Here is a 20,507-nt window from a genome sequence, read left to right on the forward strand (position 1 = left end):
AAGGATTCGCACCTGGTGCGCATCGCCCGCGCAGGTTGTGGAGCAGTGAAGATCTCCGGACCGTTCCGGTTCGTCGAGGTCGTTGCAAGCCCCGTGCGCCTGCGCGCCGGGGCTTTTTCGCTTCCGGGGTCCGCGGCGTTGAATGGTCGACTTCTCGAAGGTCGGCCCGACTTCGACATCACGGAAGGAGGCGTAAGCCTATGGCCAGGCCCGACAAGGCTGCCGACGTCGCCGAGATCACGGACAAGTTCCGTGCCTCCAGCGCCGCCGTTCTGACCGAGTACCGCGGTCTCACGGTGAAGCAGCTGAAGACGCTGCGTCGCTCGCTCGGCGGCAACGCCGATTACGCCGTGGTGAAGAACACGCTGACCAAGATCGCGGCCAATGAGGCCGGGATCTCCGAGCTTGACGACCTGTTCGCCGGTCCGACGGCTGTCGCCTTCGTCACCGGTGACCCGGTGGAGTCGGCGAAGGCTCTGCGTGACTTCGCCAAGGAGAACCCTGCTCTCATCATCAAGGGCGGTGTCCTTGACGGTAAGGCGCTGTCCGCCGATGAGATCAAGAAGCTCGCGGACCTCGAGTCCCGCGAGGTGCTGCTCGCCAAGCTGGCGGGTGCCCTGAAGGCCAAGCCCTCCCAGGCTGCCGCCGTGTTCCAGGCGCTCCCGTCCAAGCTCGTTCGCACCGTCGAGGCGCTGCGCGAGAAGGTCGAGCAGGGCGGTGCCGGTACTCCGGCTCCCGCCGAGGACGCGGAGTAACCACTCCCGTCCCAGCGGGCCCGCACGTACGCCCGCCAACCCGTACATCCGGCACCTGCCGAATTAGTGGAAGGACGCCAATCATGGCGAAGCTCAGCACCGAGGACCTGCTCGAGCAGTTCGAGGGCATGACCCTGATCGAGCTCTCCGAGTTCGTGAAGGCGTTCGAGGACAAGTTCGACGTCACCGCCGCCGCCCCGGTCGCCGTTGCCGGCGTTGCCGCTCAGGGCGCTGCCCCCGAGGCTGTCGAGGAGCAGGACGAGTTCGACGTCATCCTCGACGGTGCCGGCGACAAGAAGATCCAGGTCATCAAGGAGGTGCGCGCCCTCACCTCCCTCGGCCTGAAGGAGGCCAAGGACCTCGTCGACACCGCCGGTGCGAAGGTTCTGGAGAAGGTCGCCAAGGACGTCGCCGAGAAGGCGAAGGCCCAGCTCGAGGGCGCCGGCGCCAAGGTCACCGTCAAGTGACTCGTTCCTCTCGCTGAGAGGTTCTCTTCCGGCCGGGCCGGCCACCCTTCGGGGTGGCCGGCCCGGCTGTTTTCGGTTCCGGGCCGGGCCGAAGAACCCCCGGACGGCCCCCCGGATGCCCTCCGATGGCCCACGCGGGGCTCGGAGCTTGTCGGTGCCCGGGGGTAGGGTGATCGCATTCGTCCAGCCCCCGGGCGCGGGTCGGGTGTAACGCGAGCGCCGTCCCGGACGATGGGCAGTACGAGGTCCACACCCTGGTGCGGGCCTTGACGAGCAGCACGAGGCGCGCGATTCTCTAGGCGCGTGCCCCAAGCGGAACGGTCCCCGATGCATATTCGGGGCCGGCACTGGGAAGGTTCCCGGTGACGCAGACGAGGTGTGACGGCCCGGCCGGTGAGGGATCACTGCCCGGGTTGTCGGATGTACGGGAGGAGCGTCCGATTCGGTCTCCGAATCAGGGCTTGCTAGCAGTGTCGCCTTTGGCTACACTGTCCCTTTGCGCTGCCTATTAGTCGCTCCGTGACTCGTCGCCCGGAGCGATCCCTGTCCTGACCTGGGGTTTTCCGCCTCGGCCAAGGCCCGGACGGTATGCGCGTAGTGAGCTCCGAGCCCTCGGAAGGACCCCCCTCTTGGCCGCGCCGCGCAACGCCTCGAACAACGCCAATTCCACCGCCCCGCTCCGCGTCTCCTTCGCGAAGATCAAGGAGCCCCTCGAGGTCCCGAACCTCCTGGCCCTGCAGACCGAGAGCTTTGACTGGCTGCTCGGGAACGCGGCCTGGAAGTCCCGGGTCGAGGCTGCCCTGGAGAGCGGTCAGGACGTCCCCACCAAGTCCGGTCTGGAGGAGATCTTCGAAGAGATCTCCCCGATCGAGGACTTCAGCGGGTCGATGTCCCTGACCTTCCGGGACCACCGTTTCGAGCCGCCGAAGAACTCCATCGACGAGTGCAAGGACCGCGACTTCACCTTCGCGGCCCCGCTCTTCGTCACCGCGGAGTTCACCAACAACGAGACCGGTGAGATCAAGTCCCAGACCGTGTTCATGGGCGACTTCCCGCTCATGACCAACAAGGGCACGTTCATCATCAACGGCACCGAGCGTGTCGTCGTGTCCCAGCTGGTGCGCTCCCCGGGCGTCTACTTCGACTCCACCCTGGACAAGGTGTCCGACAAGGACATCTACTCCGCCAAGATCATCCCCTCCCGCGGCGCCTGGCTGGAGATGGAGATCGACAAGCGCGACATGGTCGGTGTCCGCATCGACCGCAAGCGCAAGCAGTCCGTCACCGTGCTGCTCAAGGCGCTCGGCTGGACCACCGAGATGATCCTCGAGGAGTTCGGCGAGTACGAGTCCATGCGCGCCACCCTGGAGAAGGACCACACCCAGGGCCAGGACGACGCGCTGCTCGACATCTACCGCAAGCTGCGCCCGGGCGAGCCGCCGACCCGCGAGGCCGCGCAGACGCTGCTGGAGAACCTGTACTTCAACCCGAAGCGCTACGACCTCGCCAAGGTCGGCCGCTACAAGGTGAACCGGAAGCTCGGCAACGCCGAGTCGCTGGACTCCGGCGTGCTCACCGAGCCGGACATCATCAACACCATCAAGTACCTGGTGAAGCTGCACGCCGGCGAGACCGAGTGGCGCGATGACGAGGGCCGCGACATCGTCATCGAGGTCGACGACATCGACCACTTCGGCAACCGCCGCCTGCGCAACGTCGGCGAGCTGATCCAGAACCAGGTCCGCACCGGCCTTGCCCGCATGGAGCGCGTGGTCCGCGAGCGGATGACCACCCAGGACGTCGAGGCGATCACGCCGCAGACCCTGATCAACATCCGGCCGGTCGTCGCCTCCATCAAGGAGTTCTTCGGCACCAGCCAGCTGTCGCAGTTCATGGACCAGACGAACCCGCTGTCGGGCCTGACCCACAAGCGCCGGCTGTCCGCGCTCGGCCCCGGTGGTCTGTCCCGCGAGCGGGCCGGCTTCGAGGTCCGTGACGTGCACCCCTCGCACTACGGCCGGATGTGTCCGATCGAGACCCCCGAAGGCCCGAACATCGGTCTGATCGGCTCGCTGGCCTCGTACGGCCGGGTCAACGCGTTCGGCTTCATCGAGACCCCGTACCGCAAGGTCGTCGACGGCGTGGTCACCGAGTCGGTGGACTACCTGACCGCCGACGAGGAGGACCGCTACGTCATCGCGCAGGCCAACGCCCCGCTCACCGCGGAGCTGACCTTCGCCGAGCCGCGCGTCCTGGTCCGCCGCCGCGGCGGCGAGATCGACTACATCCCCGGCACCGAGATCGACTACATGGACGTCTCGCCGCGCCAGATGGTGTCGGTCGCGACCGCCATGATCCCCTTCCTCGAGCACGACGACGCCAACCGCGCGCTGATGGGCTCGAACATGATGCGCCAGGCCGTCCCGCTGCTCCGCAGCGAGGCGCCGCTGGTCGGCACCGGCATGGAGTACCGCTGCGCCGTCGACGCCGCGGACGTCATCACCGCCGACAAGGCCGGCGTGGTGCAGGAGGTCTCGGCCGACTACGTCACCGTCGCCAACGACGACGGCACGTACAACACCTACCGGGCCGCCAAGTTCACCCGCTCCAACCAGGGCACCGCCTTCAACCAGAAGGTGCTGGTGGACGAGGGCGCCCGGGTCGAGGCCGGCCAGGTGCTGGCCGACGGCCCGTGCACCGACCAGGGCGAGATGGCGCTCGGCAAGAACCTCCTGGTGGCGTTCATGTCCTGGGAGGGCCACAACTACGAGGACGCGATCATCCTGTCGCAGCGCCTCGTGCAGGACGACGTCCTCTCCTCGATCCACATCGAGGAGCACGAGGTCGACGCCCGCGACACCAAGCTGGGCCCCGAGGAGATCACCCGGGACATCCCGAACGTCTCCGAGGAGGTCCTCGCCGACCTCGACGAGCGCGGCATCATCCGGATCGGCGCCGACGTCGTCACCGGCGACATCCTGGTCGGCAAGGTCACGCCCAAGGGCGAGACCGAGCTGACCCCGGAGGAGCGCCTGCTCCGCGCGATCTTCGGTGAGAAGGCCCGTGAGGTCCGCGACACCTCGCTGAAGGTGCCGCACGGCGAGTCCGGCAAGGTCATCGGCGTCCGCGTCTTCGACCGCGAGGAGGGGGACGAGCTCCCCCCCGGCGTGAACCAGCTGGTCCGCGTCTACGTCGCCCAGAAGCGCAAGATCACCAACGGTGACAAGCTGGCCGGCCGCCACGGCAACAAGGGCGTCATCTCCAAGATCCTGCCGGTCGAGGACATGCCGTTCCTGGAGGACGGCACCCCGGTCGACATCATCCTGAACCCGCTCGGCGTCCCGTCCCGAATGAACCCGGGACAGGTCCTGGAGATCCACCTCGGCTGGCTCGCCCAGCAGGGCTGGGACGTCTCCGGCCTCGCCGACGAGTGGGCCCAGCGCCTGCAGGCGATCGGCGCGGACAAGGTCGAGGGCGGCACCAACCTGGCCACCCCGGTCTTCGACGGCGCCCGCGAGGACGAGATCACCGGCCTGCTGGACAACACCACCCTCACCCGTGACGGTGAGCGCCTGGTGAACTCCACCGGCAAGGCCCGGCTGTTCGACGGCCGCTCCGGCGAGCCGTTCCCGATGCCGGTCTCGGTCGGCTACATGTACATCCTCAAGCTCCACCACCTGGTCGACGACAAGCTGCACGCCCGCTCGACCGGCCCGTACTCGATGATCACCCAGCAGCCGCTCGGTGGTAAGGCGCAGTTCGGTGGCCAGCGCTTCGGCGAGATGGAGGTGTGGGCGCTGGAGGCCTACGGCGCCGCGTACGCGCTGCAGGAGCTGCTCACCATCAAGTCCGACGACGTGCTCGGCCGCGTGAAGGTCTACGAGGCGATCGTCAAGGGCGAGAACATCCCCGAACCCGGCATTCCCGAGTCCTTCAAGGTCCTCATCAAGGAAATGCAGTCGCTCTGCCTCAACGTGGAGGTGCTGTCCTCGGACGGCTCCAACATCGAGCTGCGCGACTCCGACGAGGACGTGTTCCGCGCGGCCGAGGAGCTCGGCATCGACCTGTCCCGGCGCGAGCCGAGCAGCGTCGAAGAGGTCTGACGGAGGCCGGGCCGGCTGCCCCCGCGAGGCAGCCGGCCCAGCCCCCAGGCCCCCCTCAGACCAACAGACAGACTCTCGAATCACGAAAGAGGGCTTGACGACCAGTGCTTGACGTCAACTTCTTCGACGAGCTCCGCATCGGCCTGGCCACCGCCGACGACATCCGCCAGTGGTCGCACGGCGAGGTCAAGAAGCCGGAGACCATCAACTACCGCACCCTGAAGCCCGAGAAGGACGGCCTCTTCTGCGAGAAGATCTTCGGCCCGACCCGGGACTGGGAGTGCTACTGCGGCAAGTACAAGCGCGTCCGCTTCAAGGGCATCATCTGTGAGCGCTGCGGCGTCGAGGTGACCCGCGCCAAGGTGCGCCGCGAGCGGATGGGCCACATCGAGCTGGCCGCCCCCGTCACCCACATCTGGTACTTCAAGGGCGTCCCGTCGCGCCTGGGCTACCTGCTGGACCTGGCGCCGAAGGACCTCGAAAAGGTCATCTACTTCGCCGCCTACATGATCACCTGGGTCGACGACGAGCGCCGCCAGCGCGACCTGCCGTCCCTGGAGGCGCACGTCTCGGTCGAGCGCCAGCAGATCGAGAACCGGCGCGACGCCGACCTGGAGGCCCGGGCCAAGAAGGCCGAGTCCGACCTGGCCGAGCTGGAGGCCGAGGGCGCCAAGGCCGACGTCCGCCGCAAGGTGCGCGAGGGCGCCGAGCGCGAGATGAAGCAGCTGCGCGACCGCACCCAGCGCGAGATCGACCGCCTGGACGAGGTCTGGGCCCGCTTCAAGAACCTCAAGGTCCAGGACCTGGAGGGCGACGAGCTGCTCTACCGCGAGCTGCGCGACCGCTTCGGCACCTACTTCTCCGGCTCGATGGGCGCCGCGGCCCTCAAGGACCGCCTGGAGTCCTTCGACCTGGCGGAGGAGGCCGAGCGCCTCCGCGAGATCATCCGCACCGGCAAGGGCCAGAAGAAGACCCGCGCGCTCAAGCGCCTCAAGGTCGTCTCCGCCTTCCTGCAGACCAGCAACAAGCCCAAGGGCATGGTGCTCGACTGCGTCCCGGTGATCCCGCCGGACCTGCGCCCGATGGTCCAGCTCGACGGTGGCCGCTTCGCCACCTCCGACCTGAACGACCTGTACCGCCGCGTGATCAACCGCAACAACCGCCTGAAGCGGCTTCTCGACCTCGGCGCGCCCGAGATCATCGTGAACAACGAGAAGCGCATGCTCCAGGAGGCCGTCGACGCGCTCTTCGACAACGGCCGCCGCGGCCGCCCGGTCACGGGCCCCGGCAACCGTCCGCTGAAGTCGCTGTCCGACATGCTCAAGGGCAAGCAGGGTCGTTTCCGCCAGAACCTGCTCGGCAAGCGCGTCGACTACTCGGCCCGTTCGGTCATCGTCGTCGGCCCGCAGCTCAAGCTGCACCAGTGCGGCCTGCCGAAGGCCATGGCGCTGGAGCTCTTCAAGCCGTTCGTGATGAAGCGCCTGGTCGACCTGAACCACGCGCAGAACATCAAGTCGGCCAAGCGCATGGTCGAGCGCGCCCGCCCCGTGGTGTGGGACGTCCTCGAAGAGGTCATCGCCGAGCACCCGGTGCTGCTGAACCGTGCGCCCACCCTGCACCGCCTCGGCATCCAGGCCTTCGAGCCGCAGCTGGTCGAGGGCAAGGCCATCCAGATCCACCCGCTCGTCTGCACCGCGTTCAACGCGGACTTCGACGGCGACCAGATGGCCGTGCACCTGCCGCTGTCCGCGGAGGCGCAGGCCGAGGCCCGCATCCTGATGCTGTCCTCGAACAACATCCTGAAGCCGGCCGACGGCCGCCCCGTCACCATGCCGACCCAGGACATGGTGCTGGGCCTGTTCTTCCTCACCTCGGACCGCGAGGAGGTCAAGGGCAAGGGCCGTTCCTTCTCCTCGACCGCCGAGGCGATCATGGCCTTCGACGCCCGCGAGCTGGACGTCCAGGCCCCGATCGACCTGCGCATGGCGGCCGGTACCGTGCCGCCGCGCGGCTGGGTCCCGCCGGTGGACGAGGACGGGCAGCCGACCTGGCACGAGGGCGAGCCGTTCCGGATCACCACCACCCTGGGCCGCGCGCTCTTCAACGAGCTGCTGCCCGAGGACTACCCGTTCGTCGACTACGAGATCGGCAAGAAGCAGCTCTCGGCGATCGTCAACGACCTCGCCGAGCGCTACCCGAAGGTCGTCGTCGCCGCGGCGCTCGACAACCTGAAGGCGGCCGGCTTCCACTGGTCGACCCGTTCCGGTGTCACCGTCTCGATCTCGGACGTCATCGTCCCGCCGACCAAGCCCGCCATCCTGGAGGGTTACGAGGCGCAGGCGGAGAAGGTCCAGCGTCAGTACGAGCGCGGTCTGATCACCGACAACGAGCGCAAGTCCGAGCTGATCGGCATCTGGACCCGCGCGACCAACGAGGTCGCCGACGCGATGGCCGCGAATTTCCCGAAGACGAACCCCATCTTCATGATGGTCGACTCGGGCGCGCGCGGAAACATGATGCAGATGCGTCAGATCGCCGGTATGCGTGGTCTGGTGTCGAACGCGAAGAACGAGACCATCGCGCGTCCCATCAAGGCCTCGTTCCGTGAGGGCCTGTCCGTGCTGGAGTACTTCATCTCCACCCACGGTGCCCGTAAGGGTCTGGCCGACACCGCGCTGCGCACCGCCGACTCGGGTTACCTGACCCGTCGTCTGGTGGACGTCTCGCAGGACGTGATCATCCGCGAGGAGGACTGCGGCACCGAGCGCGGCCTCAAGCTGTCGATCGGCTCGGTCGGCGCGGACGGCGTGCTGCGCAAGGCCGACGACGTCGAGACCAGCGTCTACGCCCGCATGCTCGCCGAGGACATCACCGTCGACGGCAAGCTGATCGCCACCGCCAACACCGACCTCGGCGACGTCCTGATGGACGAGCTGATCCGGAACGGCGTGAGCGAGGTCAAGGTCCGCTCGATCCTGACCTGCGAGTCCGCGGTCGGTACCTGTGCCTTCTGCTACGGCCGCTCGCTGGCCACCGGCAAGCTGGTCGACATCGGCGAGGCGGTCGGCATCATCGCCGCCCAGTCCATCGGTGAGCCCGGCACCCAGCTGACCATGCGTACCTTCCACACCGGTGGTGTGGCCGGTGACGACATCACCCAGGGTCTGCCGCGTGTCGTCGAGCTCTTCGAGGCCCGCACCCCCAAGGGTGTGGCCCCGATCTCGGAGGCGGCCGGCCGGGTCCGGATCGAGGACACCGAGAAGACCCGCAAGGTCGTCGTCACCCCCGACGACGGCTCGGACGAGATCGCCTACCCGGTCTCCAAGCGCGTCAAGCTGCTGGTCAGCGAGGGCGAGGCGGTCGAGGTCGGCCAGAAGCTGACCGTCGGTGCCACCAACCCGCACGACGTGCTGCGCATCATGGGCCAGCGGGCCGTCCAGATCCACCTGGTCGCCGAGGTCCAGAAGGTCTACAACTCGCAGGGTGTGTCGATCCACGACAAGCACATCGAGATCATCATCCGGCAGATGCTCCGCCGCGTGACGATCATCGAGTCGGGCGACGCCGAGCTGCTGCCGGGCGAGCTGGTCGAGCGCGGCCGCTTCGAGCAGGAGAACCGTCGCGTGGTCTCCGAGGGCGGCCACCCCGCCTCCGGCCGTCCGCAGCTGATGGGTATCACCAAGGCCTCGCTGGCCACCGAGTCCTGGCTGTCGGCCGCCTCCTTCCAGGAGACGACCCGGGTGCTCACCGACGCGGCGATCCACGCCAAGTCGGACCCGCTGCTGGGCCTCAAGGAGAACGTCATCCTCGGTAAGCTCATCCCGGCCGGTACGGGTCTGCCCCGCTACCGCAACATCCGGGTCGAGCCGACCGAGGAGGCCAAGGCCGCGATGTACTCGGCCGTCGGCTACGACGACTACGACCTGTCGCCGTTCGGCGCGGGCTCCGGTCAGGCCGTCCCGCTGGACGACTACGACTACGGTCCGTACACCGGCTGAGCGATCGGCTGAACCGCAGGGCGGTCACCCCACTCGGGGTGGCCGCCCTGCGGCGTTTCACCTAGGGCCTGTCTTCGAACCCCCGGCGCGGCCCTGCGGTGTCCGGTGCGTGCTCTCGGCGTGCCGGCCGGAAGCCCTCGTACTGGGTGTACTCGGGTTTTCGGCCGGTGCGGCGAGCGGGCCCCTCCTGCCCGAGGGCGGGCAAGGAGGGCGCGTGCCGGGCGCCGTGGGGCAGGCGGGGGTTCGAAGACAGGCCCTAGGGGATCCCCCTGGGGGAGGAGGGTGCGGAACCACTCCCGGGAGGGAGGTGGGCGGGGGTGCGGCGGCGGGAGACTGGGGGCAGTCGAACGAGGGGAGGCCGCGGTGAGGCGGACGGTGGGGGCGGTGGCGGTCGTGGGGCTGCTGCTGGTGGGGGCGGTGGGCTGCGGGGCGTGGGAGCAGCAGCACCGGACGGTGTCGTACGAGGTGCCGGGGCAGGTCACCGAGCTGGTCGTGACGGGGGACTCGGGCGGGATCGAGGTGCGGGCCGGGGACGGGCCGGTGCAGGTGGTGGAGAAGCGGAGCTGGAGCGACACGGAGCCGCAGGGCGCCCACAGCCTGGCGGACGGCGTGCTCAAGCTGTCGTACAGCTGCTCCGGCCCCGACTGCGGGATGGGCTACCAGGTGCGGGTGCCGGCCGGGACGAAGCTGCGGCTGACCGAGGGCAGCGGCGGCGTCCGGGTGCACGACATGGCGGGCGAGATCGAGGCGAAGGTGGACTCCGGCGGCATCGACGCCGACGGGCTGCGGGCCCGCAGCGTCCGGCTGTCGGTCGGCTCGGGCGGGCTGGACGCGGGCTTCGCCGAGGCGCCGGACCGGGCGGAGGTCTCGACCGGCTCCGGCGGGCTGAAGCTGAAGGTCCCGGCCGGGGTGCAGTACCAGGTGGACGCGCACGCGGACAGCGGCGGGACCGACGTGACGGTGCCGTCCGCCGCCGGGGCGCCGCACGTGCTGGTCGCCCGGGTCGGCAGCGGCGGTCTGAAGGTGACCGCCGGCTGACCGGGAGGGCCCCGGGCTGATCGCCAACTGTCGGTGAGGGGCCGTAGATTGAGCGGTGTCGACAGGCGGCGAGACCCCGTCGGCACCCCCCCCGAAGTCTGTGCCCGAAAGGGGCGTCGGCCGATGTCTGCCACCGTTTCCGCGGATCCGCAGGTGACCTACCTGGAGCTCTCCGAGGACCAGGGAAGTGCCCACAAGTTCTACGAGGTGACCGTCCGGGGCGCCGAGCTGACCCTCCGCTACGGCCGGATCGGCGAGCCCGGCACCACCAAGACCACGGTCTGCCCGAGCCCCGAGAAGGCCGCCGCCACCGCGGCGAAGAAGATCGGCGAGAAGGTCCGCAAGGGCTACGCGCCGGCCGTCCAGGGGGTGCGCCAGCGCCGTGCGGTGACCCGCCGGCAGATCACCTCGACCCGCTCCACCGCCCACCAGGCCCCGCTGCTGTGGCGCTTCCGCTCCGGCTCGCCCGCCTTCGGCGTGTACGTCGGCGAGGAGCACGCCTGGGTGGGCAACGAGAAGGGCGACGTCTACACCCTGACCACCGACGGGCAGGTCACCGGCCGGTTCGGCCTGCCGGACGGCGTCAAGTGCATCGTCGCCGACGACTGGTGGATCTACGCGGGCTGCGACGACGGCAAGGTGTACGACCTCGGCGGCAAGGTCCCGCGGGTGGCGTACGAGATCGCCCAGGACGTCGACATCTACTGGCTCGACATCCACGACGGCGTGCTCGGCGTCGCCGACGAGCGCGGCGGCCTGACCACCGTCGACCACGAGGACGAGTTCCAGTGGCGGCGCAACGCGCAGGGCTCCTCCGGCTGGATGGTGCGCTGCGACGCCGACGCGGTCTACCACGGCTGGTCGGCCGGTGTGGCCCGGTACGCCAAGCGCGGCGGCGACCAGCTGTGGCACACCCGCACCAAGGGCGGCGTGCTGTTCGGCTGGCAGGAGCGGGACGAGGTGTTCGCCGGCACCTCGCAGGGCTGGGTGCACCGGCTGCGCAAGTCCGACGGCGCCGAGGTCGCCGCGTACAAGTGCGACGCCTCGGTGTTCTCCTGCGCGGCCTCCCCCGACGGGGAGTTCGTGTTCGCGGGCGACAACCACTCGTCCGTCTACTGCTTCGCCGCCGACGGCACCCGGCTGTGGAAGCTCGGCACCGGCTGCGGCTCCGCCTACAGCATGCAGTACCGCGACGGGCGGCTGTACCTGGTCACCACCGACGGCTCGCTGGCCTGCCTGGACGCCTCCCAGGGCGCCGTGCAGGCCGCCGAGCAGGGCACCCTGCCCACCACCGCCGAGGTGAGCGGTGCGCACGTGGAGCGGGTGGCGGCGAGCACCGAGCTGGAGACGGTCAGCGTCGCCGCGGTGGCCTCCGGGTCCGGCGTCGAGGTCGAGTGCGTGGCCGAGAACGGCCGGCTCCGGGTCCGGGTGGTGTCGCCCGGCTACGACTCGGCGATGCGGGTGCAGTTCCCGAAGGACGTCCGGATCGCGGGCGCCCGCTACCTGGTCGCCGAGGTGCACGCCTCCGCGTCCGGCGGGTTCTACCGGGCCCGCGGCGAGATCAAGCGGCTGCTGTGACGCGCTGACGGACCGTCAGGGGGCGCTCCCGGCCGGGGGCGCCCCCTGCGGCGTTCCCGGGCGCGCGCCGCAGCGGCCGGACGGCGGCCGGACCTCGGCCGACGGCGGAGCGAGCGGTGCGAGAGGATGCCCGGCATGGGGAGATGGACGGACGGCCTGCTGGCCTGGGGGAGGGCCCGGCCCTGGGCGGTGGACGGGCTGCTGCTGGCGGTCGCGGTCGGCGTCGCGCTGTGGGGCGTGCACACCGACCCGTACGAGGCCGAACGCCAGTGGTGGGCCTACGCGTTGGCGCTCGCCGGGGCGCTGCCGCTGTGGTGGCGGCGGCGGGCGCCCTGGGCGGTGATGCTGGCCTGCACGGTGCCGGTGGCGACCCTCTCGGTGGTCGCGCACTTCGCCATGCCGCAGGTGCAGGTCACCATGGTGATCGCCATCTACACCCTGGCCGACCGCGGCCGGGACTGGCAGCGCGCCCTGCTGCTGGGCTTCGCCGTGTTCGGCAACATCTTCGGCACCCACTCCTTCGGCGGGGCGCTGTTCAGCCTGCTGGTCTCGGTGGGCAGCTTCGTGTTCGGCTCCCTGGTGCGGGAGTTGCGCCGACTCGCCGGGGTGGAGGCCGAGCGGGCCCGGCAGGCCGGGCTGCGCGCGGCCAGCGACGCGGCCCGCGCGGTCGCCGAGGAGCGGGCCCGGATCGCCCGCGAGATGCACGACATCCTGGCCCACGCCGTCTCGCTGATGGTGGTGCAGGCCGAGGCCGGGCCGCTGGTGGTGCACCGCGACCCCGAGCGGGCGATCCGGGCGTTCGACGCGATCGCCGACTCCGGGCGCGACGCCATGGTCCAACTCCGGCGCGTGCTGGGCGTGTTGAAGCAGGACGACGCCGCGCCCGCGCTCGCCCCGCAGCCCCGGCTGGCCGAGCTCGCCGGGGTGCTGCAGCGGGTCCGCGACTCCGGGGTGGCGGTCGACGCCGAGATCGCCGAGGCCGGGCCCGCCGAGGTGCAGGCCGCCGCGTACCGGATCGTCCAGGAGGCGCTCACCAACGTGGTCAAGCACGCCGGGGCCCGGCACGTCACCGTCCGGGTCGCCGTCCGCGGCGACCGGCTGGCCGTCGAGGTCGCCGACGACGGCGCCGGACCGGCGCCCGCCCCCGCCGGGGCCGGCATCGACGGCCGCTCCGGCGGCCGCGGCCTGCTCTCCATCCGCGAACGCGCCGCGGCCTGCGGCGGCACCGCCGAGACCGGCCCCCGGCCGGACCGGCCCGGCTACCTGGTGGCGGCCGTGCTGCCGCTCCACGCCTGAGGGAGGAACCCGAGTTGACCATCCGCGTGGTGATCGCCGACGACCAGGAACTGGTCCGGGCCGGCTTCGGCATGATCCTGGACGCCCAGCCCGACATCGAGGTGGTGGCCGAGGCCGGCGACGGGCAGCAGGCCCTGGACGCCGTCCGCGCGCACGCCCCCGACGTGCTGCTGCTCGACGTCCGGATGCCCGTCATGGACGGCCTGGCGGCGGCCCGCCGGGTCTGCGCCGAGCACCCCGGCTGCAAGGTCGTCATGCTGACCACCTTCGACGTCGACGACTACGTCTTCGACGCGCTGTACGCCGGGGCCAGCGGCTTCCTGCTCAAGGACGTCCGCCGCGACGACCTGGTGCACGCCGTCCGGGTGGTGCACTCCGGCGAGGCGCTGCTCGCGCCCTCCGTCACCCGCCGGGTGATCGGCGAGGTCACCGCCCGCAAGAGCGGTGGTGCCCCGGCCGTCCCCCGCCCGCTCGCCCGGCTGCTGGAGTCGCTCACCGCCCGCGAGGCGGAGACGCTGCGGCTGGTCGCCCGCGGCATGTCCAACGCCGAGATCGCCGCCGCCCTGGTGGTCAGCGAACACACCGTCAAGACGCACGTCAGCAACCTGCTGCAGAAGCTCGGCCTGCGCGACCGGGTGCACGCCGTGGTCTTCGCCTACGAGGCCGGGGCGGTCACCGCGGGGGAGTGAGTCCCCCGGCGGAGGGAGGCGCCGGGATCACCGGCGCGGGGGAGGCGCCCGGCGCCCCGGCGCGGGAGGGTGGAGACGCCAAGAAGGGCTTCTGCACAGGGGGTTGGGCGATGGTGACGGGACGTCGGGCGTTGGGCTGGTCGACGGCACTGCTGGCGGTCTACGGGGCGGTGCGGCTGCTGCCGGGCTCGCGCGGGGTCGGCGCGGGCTGGATGCTCGGGCACCTCGCGCTGCTCGGCGGCCTGCTGCTGATGGGCCGCGGCCTGGCCGAACTGCGCCGGCTCGGCGGCCCCGGGGCCTGGGGCACCGGCTGGCTGGCCGTCGGGTGGGCCGGCACCGCGGCCGGCCTCGCGCAGACCGCGATCGACCTGTACGTCGGCGCCGTCGCCGAGGACGCCGCCCGGAAGTCCGAACTGTTCGACCGGGTCCAGGCCGTGCCGGGCGTGCTGCCGCTGGTGTACACCGTCGTCCCGCTGTTCCTCTACCTCGGCCTGATCGCCCTGCTGGTCCGGCTGGTGGCCCGCCGCGCCGCCCCCTGGTGGAGCCCGGTGCTGGTGCTGGCCGGTACCCTGCTGATGGGCGCCTCGCTGGACTTCCTCTCCGTCGGCGCCGCGCTGTACCTGGTGGCGTTCCTGCCGCTGATAAGGAGTGGCCGCCAGGGCCTGCGGGCCGTACCGTCCCGGGCATGAACGAGAAGCGCCCACTGGTGGCGGTGTTGACGGGGGCGGGCATCTCGACGGACTCGGGCATCCCCGACTACCGCGGCCCGCAAGGACTTTGGCAGCGCGACCCGAGCGCGCAGGAACTGGTCACCCTCCAGCCGTACCTGGCCAGCACCGAGGTGCGCCGCCGGGCCTGGCTGATGCGGCGGGACGCCGGCGCGCTCGCCGCCGAGCCGAACGCCGGGCACCGCGCGCTGGCCGACCTCGAACGGGCCGGGGTGCCCGTCCGGGTGCTGACCCAGAACGTCGACGGCCTGCACCAGGCGGCCGGCCTGTCCGCCCGCAAGGTGGTCGAGCTGCACGGCACCGCCACCGAGGTGCAGTGCGTCCGCTGCCGGGAGGTCGGACCGATGGCCGCCGCCCTGGACCGGGTCGCCGCCGGCGAGGACGACCCGGCCTGCGAGCAGTGCGGCGCCGTGCTGCGCCCGCGCACCGTGATGTTCGGCGAGGCGCTGGACGAGCGGGTGCTCGCCCAGGCCGACGCGATCGCCAAGGCCTGCCAGGTCTTCCTGGCCGTCGGCAGCTCGCTGCAGGTGCGGCCCGCCGCGCTGCTGCCGCGGATCGCCGTCGAGCACGGCGCCCGGCTGATCGTCGTCAACGGCGAGCCGACGCCCTACGACGCGGAGGCCGCCGAGGTGATCCGCGAACCGATCTCGCAGGCGCTGCCGAAGCTGGTCCGCCGCCTGGTCGACGGCGACCTCGCCGCGCTCTGACCACCCGCTCCCGCTCCTCGGGCCGCCCGGCCGCCGCCCAGCAGTCGCGCGGCGGCCGGGCGGCGCACCCGCCGCATAGCATGGCGGCCCGAGGAGCAAGGGAGCCCGCCGCATGCCGACCGCCGCCTTCGACCCCTGGTCGCCCGCCTTCGTCGCCGACCCGTACCCCGCGTACGCCGCCCTGCGCGAGTCGGCGCCGGTCCAGTACTGCGCGCCGACCGGCCAGTGGCTGGTCTCCCGGCACGCGGACGTCAGCGCCCTGCTCCGCGACCGCCGCCTCGGCCGCACCCACACCCACCGGTTCACCCACGAGGAGTTCGGCCGCCCCGCGCCCGACCCCGCGCACGAGCCCTTCCACACCCTCAACGACCACGGCCTGCTCGACCTGGAGGGCCCCGACCACACCCGGATCCGGCGGCTGGTCTCCAAGGCCTTCACCCCGCGGACGGTCGAGGCGCTCCGCCCCGCCGTCCGCCGACTGGCCGGCGGACTCGTCGACGGGCTGCTCGCCGACGGCGGCGGCGACCTGATCGCCCGGGTCGCCGAACCGCTGCCGGTCGCCGTGATCGCCGAGATGCTCGGCATCCCCGAGTCCGACCGGCACCAGCTGCGGCCCTGGTCCGCCGACATCACCGGCATGTTCGAACTGAACCCGAGCGCGGAGACCGCCCGCCGGGCCGTCACCGCCAGCCTCGAATTCTCGTCCTACCTGCGGGAGTTGATCCGCCGTCGGCGCGCCGAACCCGGCCCCGACCTGATCAGCGCGCTGGTCGCCGCCGCCGAGGACGGCCAGGTGCTCAGCGAGCAGGAGACCGTCTCCACCTGCGTCCTGCTGCTGAACGCCGGCCACGAGGCCACCGTCAACACCACCGGCAACGGCTGGCTCGCCCTGCTCCGCCACCCCCGCGAACTCGCCCGGCTGCGCGCCGACGTCGACGCCCTGCTCCCCACCGCCGTCGAGGAGTTGATGCGGTACGACACCCCGCTGCAGATGTTCGAACGCTGGGTGCTGGACGACATCGAGGTGGCCGGGACCCGCATCCCGCGCGGCGCCGAGGTGGCCCTGCTGTTCGGCTCCGCCAACCGCGACCCCGCCCGCTTCGCCGACCCCGACCGGCTCGACCTCGGCCGCACCGACAACCCGCACCTCACCTTCGGCGCCGGAATCCACTTCTGTCTCGGCGCCCCGCTTGCCAGACTGGAGCTCACCGAGTCCTACGGCGCACTGCTCCGCCGGGCCCCCGGGCTCCGGCTGGTCCGCGAACCCGAGTGGCGCCCCGGCTACGTGATCCGCGGGCTGGAGGAACTGCTGGTCGAGGTCTGAGAGATCCGGAAGAAGGGGGAGCACACCATGGGGCGGGCCACCGGGGCGATGCTGGGGCTGGCGATCGGGGACGCGCTCGGCAAGCGCACCGAATTCATGACCATGGCCGAGATCGGGCTGCTGCACGCCGACTGGCGGCAGCTCCCGCTCCCGAAGAAGGCCCAGGTCACCGACGACACCCAGATGACGCTGGCGCTGGCCCGCGCGCTGCGCGACGCCCTCGCCGAGGGCCCGCTCGTCCCGCTGCGCTTCGAAGTGCCGCTGCGCGCGGAGTTCGTCGAGTGGTGGCGCTCGCCGAGCAACAACCGCGCCCCCGGCATGACCTGCCTGCGCTCCTGCTTCCGGCTCTCCACCGGCCGGCCCTGGCAGGACGCCAGCGACATCGGCTCCAAGGGCTGCGGCGCCAACATGCGGGTCGCCCCGCTCGGCCTGGTCCGCGAGCTGACGGACCGTCAGGTCGCCGGCGCCGCCCAGCTGCAGTCCGGCCTCACCCACGGGCACCCCACCGCGCTCGCCGCCAGCGAGCTCACCGCCTTCACCGTCCGCTGGCTCGCCCAAGGCGCCGACCCCGCCGACCTCCCGGCCCGGCTGCGCGCCCACGCCGAGGCGCAGCGCACCCGCTACGACGAGTTCTGGCTCGGCGACCTCGCCTCCCGGGACCACTTCGGCTCCCCGGAGGAGTTCATCGCCCGCGGCTGGCAGGAGAGCCTGCGCGCCCTCGACCGGCTCGACGCCGCCCTCGCCGCCCGCGAGCACGACGCCGACCCGTGCGAGCGCACCGGCGCGGGCTGGGTCGCCGAGGAAGCCTTCGCCACCGCGCTGCTCTGCTTCCTGCTCTTCCCCGACGACCCGGTCGCCGCCGTCCGCCGGGCCGCCGTCTCCTCCGGCGACTCCGACTCGCTGGCCTGCCTGGCGGGCGCGTTCGCGGGCGCCCGGCACGGCGAGGGCGCCTGGCCGCAGGACTGGATCGAGCGGATCGAGTACCGCGACGAGCTGCTCGCCCTCGGCGCGCTCTGGGACTGACACGGCGCCGGCGGCCGACCGGTGCCCGGCCCGTCGGGTGCGCGGGCGCGGAGCGAGTGCCGCGACGAGCTGCTCGCCTTCGGTACCCGCCGGGGCCGAGGGTCCGTCAGGGCGGCTGACCGGCCCGGAGGGTCTGCGGGCGCGGGGCGAGCAGGGGCACCCGCTGCTTGCCCTCGGCGTTCTCGGCGCTCTCGGCGTTCTCCGTGATCGACGCCGCGTCAGTGGTCGTCCGCCGCGCCACCGTTCAGTCGCGCTGGCGGAACCGGGTCCGGCCGGTCGCCGGGTCCGCGGGCGCGACCGGCGCGGCGGCGCGGTGGACGACCGGTTCCGGCTGCGTTTCCTGGACCGGAGCCGCGGCCGGCGCCGGAGCGGTGGCCGGGGCCCCGGCCACCGGGTACCGGTCGCCCAGCGCCGCCAGGTCGCCCCGGGCGAACGCCACCAGGTCGTCCGCGACCCGCAGCAGCACCTCGCGGCCCTCCACCAGCGCGCACCAGTCCGCCGGCAGCCCCGCCGCGCCGTACAGCGCGCCGACCAGGTTGCCGCACACCGCGCCCGTCGAGTCGCTGTCGCCCGAGTGGTTCACCGACAGCACCAGCGCCGTCCGGGCGTCCGGGGCCGCCAGCGCCGCGTAGACCGCGACCGCCAGGCACTCCTCGGCGATCCAGCCCAGCCCGACCCGCTCCACGCCCGCCGCCGAACCCGGGCCCTCCCCGGCCACCCGCACCGCCCGGCGCAGCGCCGCCGCGGTCTCCTCGCCGGACGGCTCCGCCTCGACCTGCGCCAGCACCGCGTCCACCGCCGCCGGCAGCGGCACCCCGGCCGCCACCCGGTCGACCAGCGCCGCGAACGCGCCCGCCGCCAGGTAGCCCGTCGGGTGGCCGTGCGTCAGCTGCGCCGCCACCGCCGCCCGCCGGAACGCCTCCTGCGGACCCAGCCCGAGCAGGCCGAACGGCGCCGAGCGCATCACCGTCCCGCAGCCCTTCGAGTGCGGGTTCACCGGCCCCTCCTGCCCGAACGGGGCGGCCGGCCGGTAGGCCGTCGCCACGCCCGACATGCAGGCGCCGCCCGGCGCCCGCGAGGCGTACAGGAACTCCTGCCGGGCCAGCCAGCCGTCCGCGTCCCGGGGCGGCCCGGGCAGCCGCTGGGTCAGGAACCAGCGCGCGTACGCGGCGTGCAGGTCCTCCGGGCGGCCGCCGCGCAGCAGACCCTCCGCCGTGAACAGCGTCATCTGGGTGTCGTCGGTGACCTCCCCGCCGCGCCCGGCGTCCGCCAGGTCGGCCAGCCCGGCCGGGCCGTACCGCTCCTCGATCTGCGGCAGCTGCAGGAACTCGATCGGCCAACCCAGCGCGTCGCCCAGCGCCCCGCCCAGCAGCGACCCGCGCACCCGCTCCGTGAACTCCATGCCGTCCTCCCTGTCCCGCCGACGCTCCGTCAGCGCTCGATCCGACCCGAACCCCGGTGCAGCGACGCCCGGTCGGCGGCGGCCCGGCCCTCGACCCAGCCCTCGCCGTCGCTCACCCGGACCCGCTGCGACACCAGTTTCGGGAACATCCTGCCGACCGCGTCGTCCACCGCCTCCGCGCGGGCCGCCAGCACCGGCAGCAGCCCGCCGTCCGGGACCACCGGCAGCGCCCCGGCCCCGGCCCCGGCCTCCGTCCCGCCGCCGTCCGCCGGCCGCCCGGCCGCCGCGTCCTCGGTGGCCCGCTCGGTCGCCTCCGCCAGCCGCTCCCGGATCCGGGCCGCGTACGCCACCAGGAAAGACTGCCGGAACGCCTTCGTCCGGGCCGCCCCGTCCTTGTGCTTGCGGCTCCCCGCCCGGTTCATCGCCGCCGTGGCCTGCACCAGCAGCGAGGTGTACAGCAGCTCCACCGCGTCCAGGTCCGCGTCGAACCCGATCACCGTGCAGAACCCGAACTCCTTCGCCCACACCACCCGGCACCGGTTCGCCGCCGCCACCGCGTCCAGCAGCATCGTCTTGGGGCCCTCGTACGGGTTGTCCACGCCGATCCGCACCGCCGCCGGGTCGTCCGCGGCCGGGCCGCCCGCCGCCGACAGCAGCGCCTCGTCGATCGAGTGCCGCGCCATCAGCTCCTGGGCCTTCGCGGTCAGCGCCTCCGCCTCCTCCGGGAAGCCCGTCGACTCGGCCTTCGCCAGCAGCGCCCTGATCCGCCCCAGCATCCGCGGCTCGTCCCCACGCGGCGCCCCCGCCCGGGACGTCCCCGCCCGCGGCGCCGACCGCCCCGGCACCGGGCCCACCGGCTGCACCGGCGGCAGCAGCGCCCAGCTCCGCAGCAGCTCCAGCGCCGCCGTCGCCAGCGCGAACCGGTCCAGCCGGTGCCGGGCCGCGAACTCCGCCAGGAACGCCTCGTCGGACGGCCACCACGGCTCCGCCTCCAGCTCCCGCAGCTGCTCGCGCCAGCGCCGGTCCAGCGCCGCCGCCGGGTGCCGCCGTGACTCCGCCGCGATCAGGTCCACCGCCAGCGCCACCTGCACCGGGCCCAGCTCCCGCCGGGCCACCCGCACCAGGTCGGCCGGCCGCCAGCCCGCCGCCCAGCACCGGTCCACCGACCGCTCCGCGAACGCCAGCAGCGCCCGGCTCACCGCCGGCCAGCGCTCCACCGAGGCCGCCAGCCCCGACGCGGCGCCGTCCACCGCGAACTCCAGCCCCCCGGCCGGCGCCCCCAGCACCCGGCCCACCGCCTCCGCCACCAGCTCGTCCACGGGCCGGTCGGTGCTGGTCACGGCTGATCCTGCTTCCTGCGGGGGACGGTGGGGCGAACACCCCCATGATGCCGGACCGC

The 20,507-nt window shown here is 72.4% G+C and carries 15 protein-coding genes; 12 read left to right on the plus strand and 3 right to left on the minus strand.

Annotation, left to right across the window (positions count from 1 at the left end; all coding sequences use genetic code 11):
- Positions 1–200: 200 nt before the first annotated feature.
- From rplJ to ACIOHG_RS09515, 12 genes are all read left to right on the plus strand, one after another.
- Complete coding sequence (gene rplJ / locus ACIOHG_RS09460) at positions 201–755, plus strand: 50S ribosomal protein L10 (protein WP_014136320.1); 555 nt, start codon at positions 201–203, stop codon at positions 753–755.
- An 83-nt stretch (positions 756–838) separates the two neighbouring features.
- Positions 839–1,222 carry a 50S ribosomal protein L7/L12 gene (gene rplL / locus ACIOHG_RS09465; protein ID WP_400947453.1) on the plus strand — a complete coding sequence of 128 codons (384 nt, stop codon included), beginning with the start codon at positions 839–841 and terminating at the stop codon, positions 1,220–1,222.
- A gap of 629 nt (positions 1,223–1,851) precedes the next feature.
- Complete coding sequence (rpoB, locus tag ACIOHG_RS09470; protein WP_400947455.1) at positions 1,852–5,325, plus strand: DNA-directed RNA polymerase subunit beta; 3,474 nt, start codon at positions 1,852–1,854, stop codon at positions 5,323–5,325.
- Between the two features lie 104 nt (positions 5,326–5,429).
- On the plus strand, positions 5,430–9,323 hold the full coding sequence (locus tag ACIOHG_RS09475) for a DNA-directed RNA polymerase subunit beta' (protein ID WP_400947457.1): 3,894 nt from the start codon (positions 5,430–5,432) through the stop codon (positions 9,321–9,323).
- Between the two features lie 363 nt (positions 9,324–9,686).
- Complete coding sequence (locus ACIOHG_RS09480; RefSeq protein WP_400947459.1) at positions 9,687–10,361, plus strand: DUF4097 family beta strand repeat-containing protein; 675 nt, start codon at positions 9,687–9,689, stop codon at positions 10,359–10,361.
- Positions 10,362–10,484: 123 nt separating this feature from the next.
- Positions 10,485–11,939 carry a WGR domain-containing protein gene (locus tag ACIOHG_RS09485; RefSeq protein WP_400947462.1) on the plus strand — a complete coding sequence of 485 codons (1,455 nt, stop codon included), beginning with the start codon at positions 10,485–10,487 and terminating at the stop codon, positions 11,937–11,939.
- Positions 11,940–12,074: 135 nt separating this feature from the next.
- A complete protein-coding gene (locus ACIOHG_RS09490) occupies positions 12,075–13,235 on the plus strand; it encodes a sensor histidine kinase (RefSeq protein WP_400947464.1) in 1,161 nt (386 codons plus the stop codon).
- Between the two features lie 14 nt (positions 13,236–13,249).
- Entirely contained in the window at positions 13,250–13,924 is a 675-nt protein-coding gene (locus ACIOHG_RS09495) for a response regulator (RefSeq protein WP_400947467.1), read from the plus strand.
- A gap of 110 nt (positions 13,925–14,034) precedes the next feature.
- Entirely contained in the window at positions 14,035–14,613 is a 579-nt protein-coding gene (locus tag ACIOHG_RS09500) for a hypothetical protein (RefSeq protein ID WP_400947470.1), read from the plus strand.
- Positions 14,610–15,359, plus strand: a complete 750-nt coding sequence (locus ACIOHG_RS09505) for an SIR2 family NAD-dependent protein deacylase (RefSeq protein ID WP_400947473.1) — start codon at positions 14,610–14,612, stop codon at positions 15,357–15,359. Before ACIOHG_RS09500 ends, ACIOHG_RS09505 begins: the two co-directional genes overlap by 4 nt.
- A 112-nt stretch (positions 15,360–15,471) precedes the next feature.
- A complete protein-coding gene (locus ACIOHG_RS09510) occupies positions 15,472–16,683 on the plus strand; it encodes a cytochrome P450 (RefSeq protein ID WP_400947475.1) in 1,212 nt (403 codons plus the stop codon).
- A gap of 27 nt (positions 16,684–16,710) precedes the next feature.
- Positions 16,711–17,706, plus strand: a complete 996-nt coding sequence (locus ACIOHG_RS09515) for an ADP-ribosylglycohydrolase family protein (RefSeq protein WP_400947477.1) — start codon at positions 16,711–16,713, stop codon at positions 17,704–17,706.
- Positions 17,707–17,812: 106 nt separating this feature from the next.
- Here the strand turns inward: ACIOHG_RS09515 and ACIOHG_RS09520 are convergent, their stop codons facing one another.
- The 3 genes from ACIOHG_RS09520 to ACIOHG_RS09530 are packed head-to-tail and all read right to left on the minus strand — an operon-like array spanning position 17,813 to position 20,448.
- Positions 17,813–17,947 carry a hypothetical protein gene (locus tag ACIOHG_RS09520; protein ID WP_400947479.1) on the minus strand — a complete coding sequence of 45 codons (135 nt, stop codon included), beginning with the start codon at positions 17,945–17,947 and terminating at the stop codon, positions 17,813–17,815.
- 3 nt (positions 17,948–17,950) lie between these two features.
- Positions 17,951–19,108: an ADP-ribosylglycohydrolase family protein gene (locus tag ACIOHG_RS09525; protein WP_400947481.1), complete on the minus strand. Its 1,158-nt coding sequence runs from the start codon at positions 19,106–19,108 to the stop codon at positions 17,951–17,953.
- Between the two features lie 29 nt (positions 19,109–19,137).
- The gene (locus tag ACIOHG_RS09530; protein WP_400947483.1) at positions 19,138–20,448 is read right to left on the minus strand and encodes a DUF2786 domain-containing protein; all 1,311 of its coding nucleotides are present in this window, start codon (positions 20,446–20,448) and stop codon (positions 19,138–19,140) included.
- Positions 20,449–20,507: the final 59 nt, after the last annotated feature.

This window comes from Kitasatospora sp. NPDC088134 (assembly GCF_044741705.1).
In the GTDB taxonomy this organism is placed as follows: domain Bacteria; phylum Actinomycetota; class Actinomycetes; order Streptomycetales; family Streptomycetaceae; genus Kitasatospora.

What these genes read in the sequence shown, in the direction of transcription:
- ACIOHG_RS09490 (WP_400947464.1), top strand. Translation starts at nt 12,075, where the DNA reads ATGGGGAGATGGACGGACGGCCTGCTGGCCTGGGGGAGGGCCCGGCCC.
- ACIOHG_RS09525 (WP_400947481.1), bottom strand. Translation starts at nt 19,108, where the DNA reads ATGGAGTTCACGGAGCGGGTGCGCGGGTCGCTGCTGGGCGGGGCGCTG.
- rplL (WP_400947453.1), top strand. Translation starts at nt 839, where the DNA reads ATGGCGAAGCTCAGCACCGAGGACCTGCTCGAGCAGTTCGAGGGCATG.
- ACIOHG_RS09485 (WP_400947462.1), top strand. Translation starts at nt 10,485, where the DNA reads ATGTCTGCCACCGTTTCCGCGGATCCGCAGGTGACCTACCTGGAGCTC.
- ACIOHG_RS09510 (WP_400947475.1), top strand. Translation starts at nt 15,472, where the DNA reads ATGCCGACCGCCGCCTTCGACCCCTGGTCGCCCGCCTTCGTCGCCGAC.
- rplJ (WP_014136320.1), top strand. Translation starts at nt 201, where the DNA reads ATGGCCAGGCCCGACAAGGCTGCCGACGTCGCCGAGATCACGGACAAG.
- ACIOHG_RS09505 (WP_400947473.1), top strand. Translation starts at nt 14,610, where the DNA reads ATGAACGAGAAGCGCCCACTGGTGGCGGTGTTGACGGGGGCGGGCATC.
- ACIOHG_RS09515 (WP_400947477.1), top strand. Translation starts at nt 16,711, where the DNA reads ATGGGGCGGGCCACCGGGGCGATGCTGGGGCTGGCGATCGGGGACGCG.
- ACIOHG_RS09500 (WP_400947470.1), top strand. Translation starts at nt 14,035, where the DNA reads ATGGTGACGGGACGTCGGGCGTTGGGCTGGTCGACGGCACTGCTGGCG.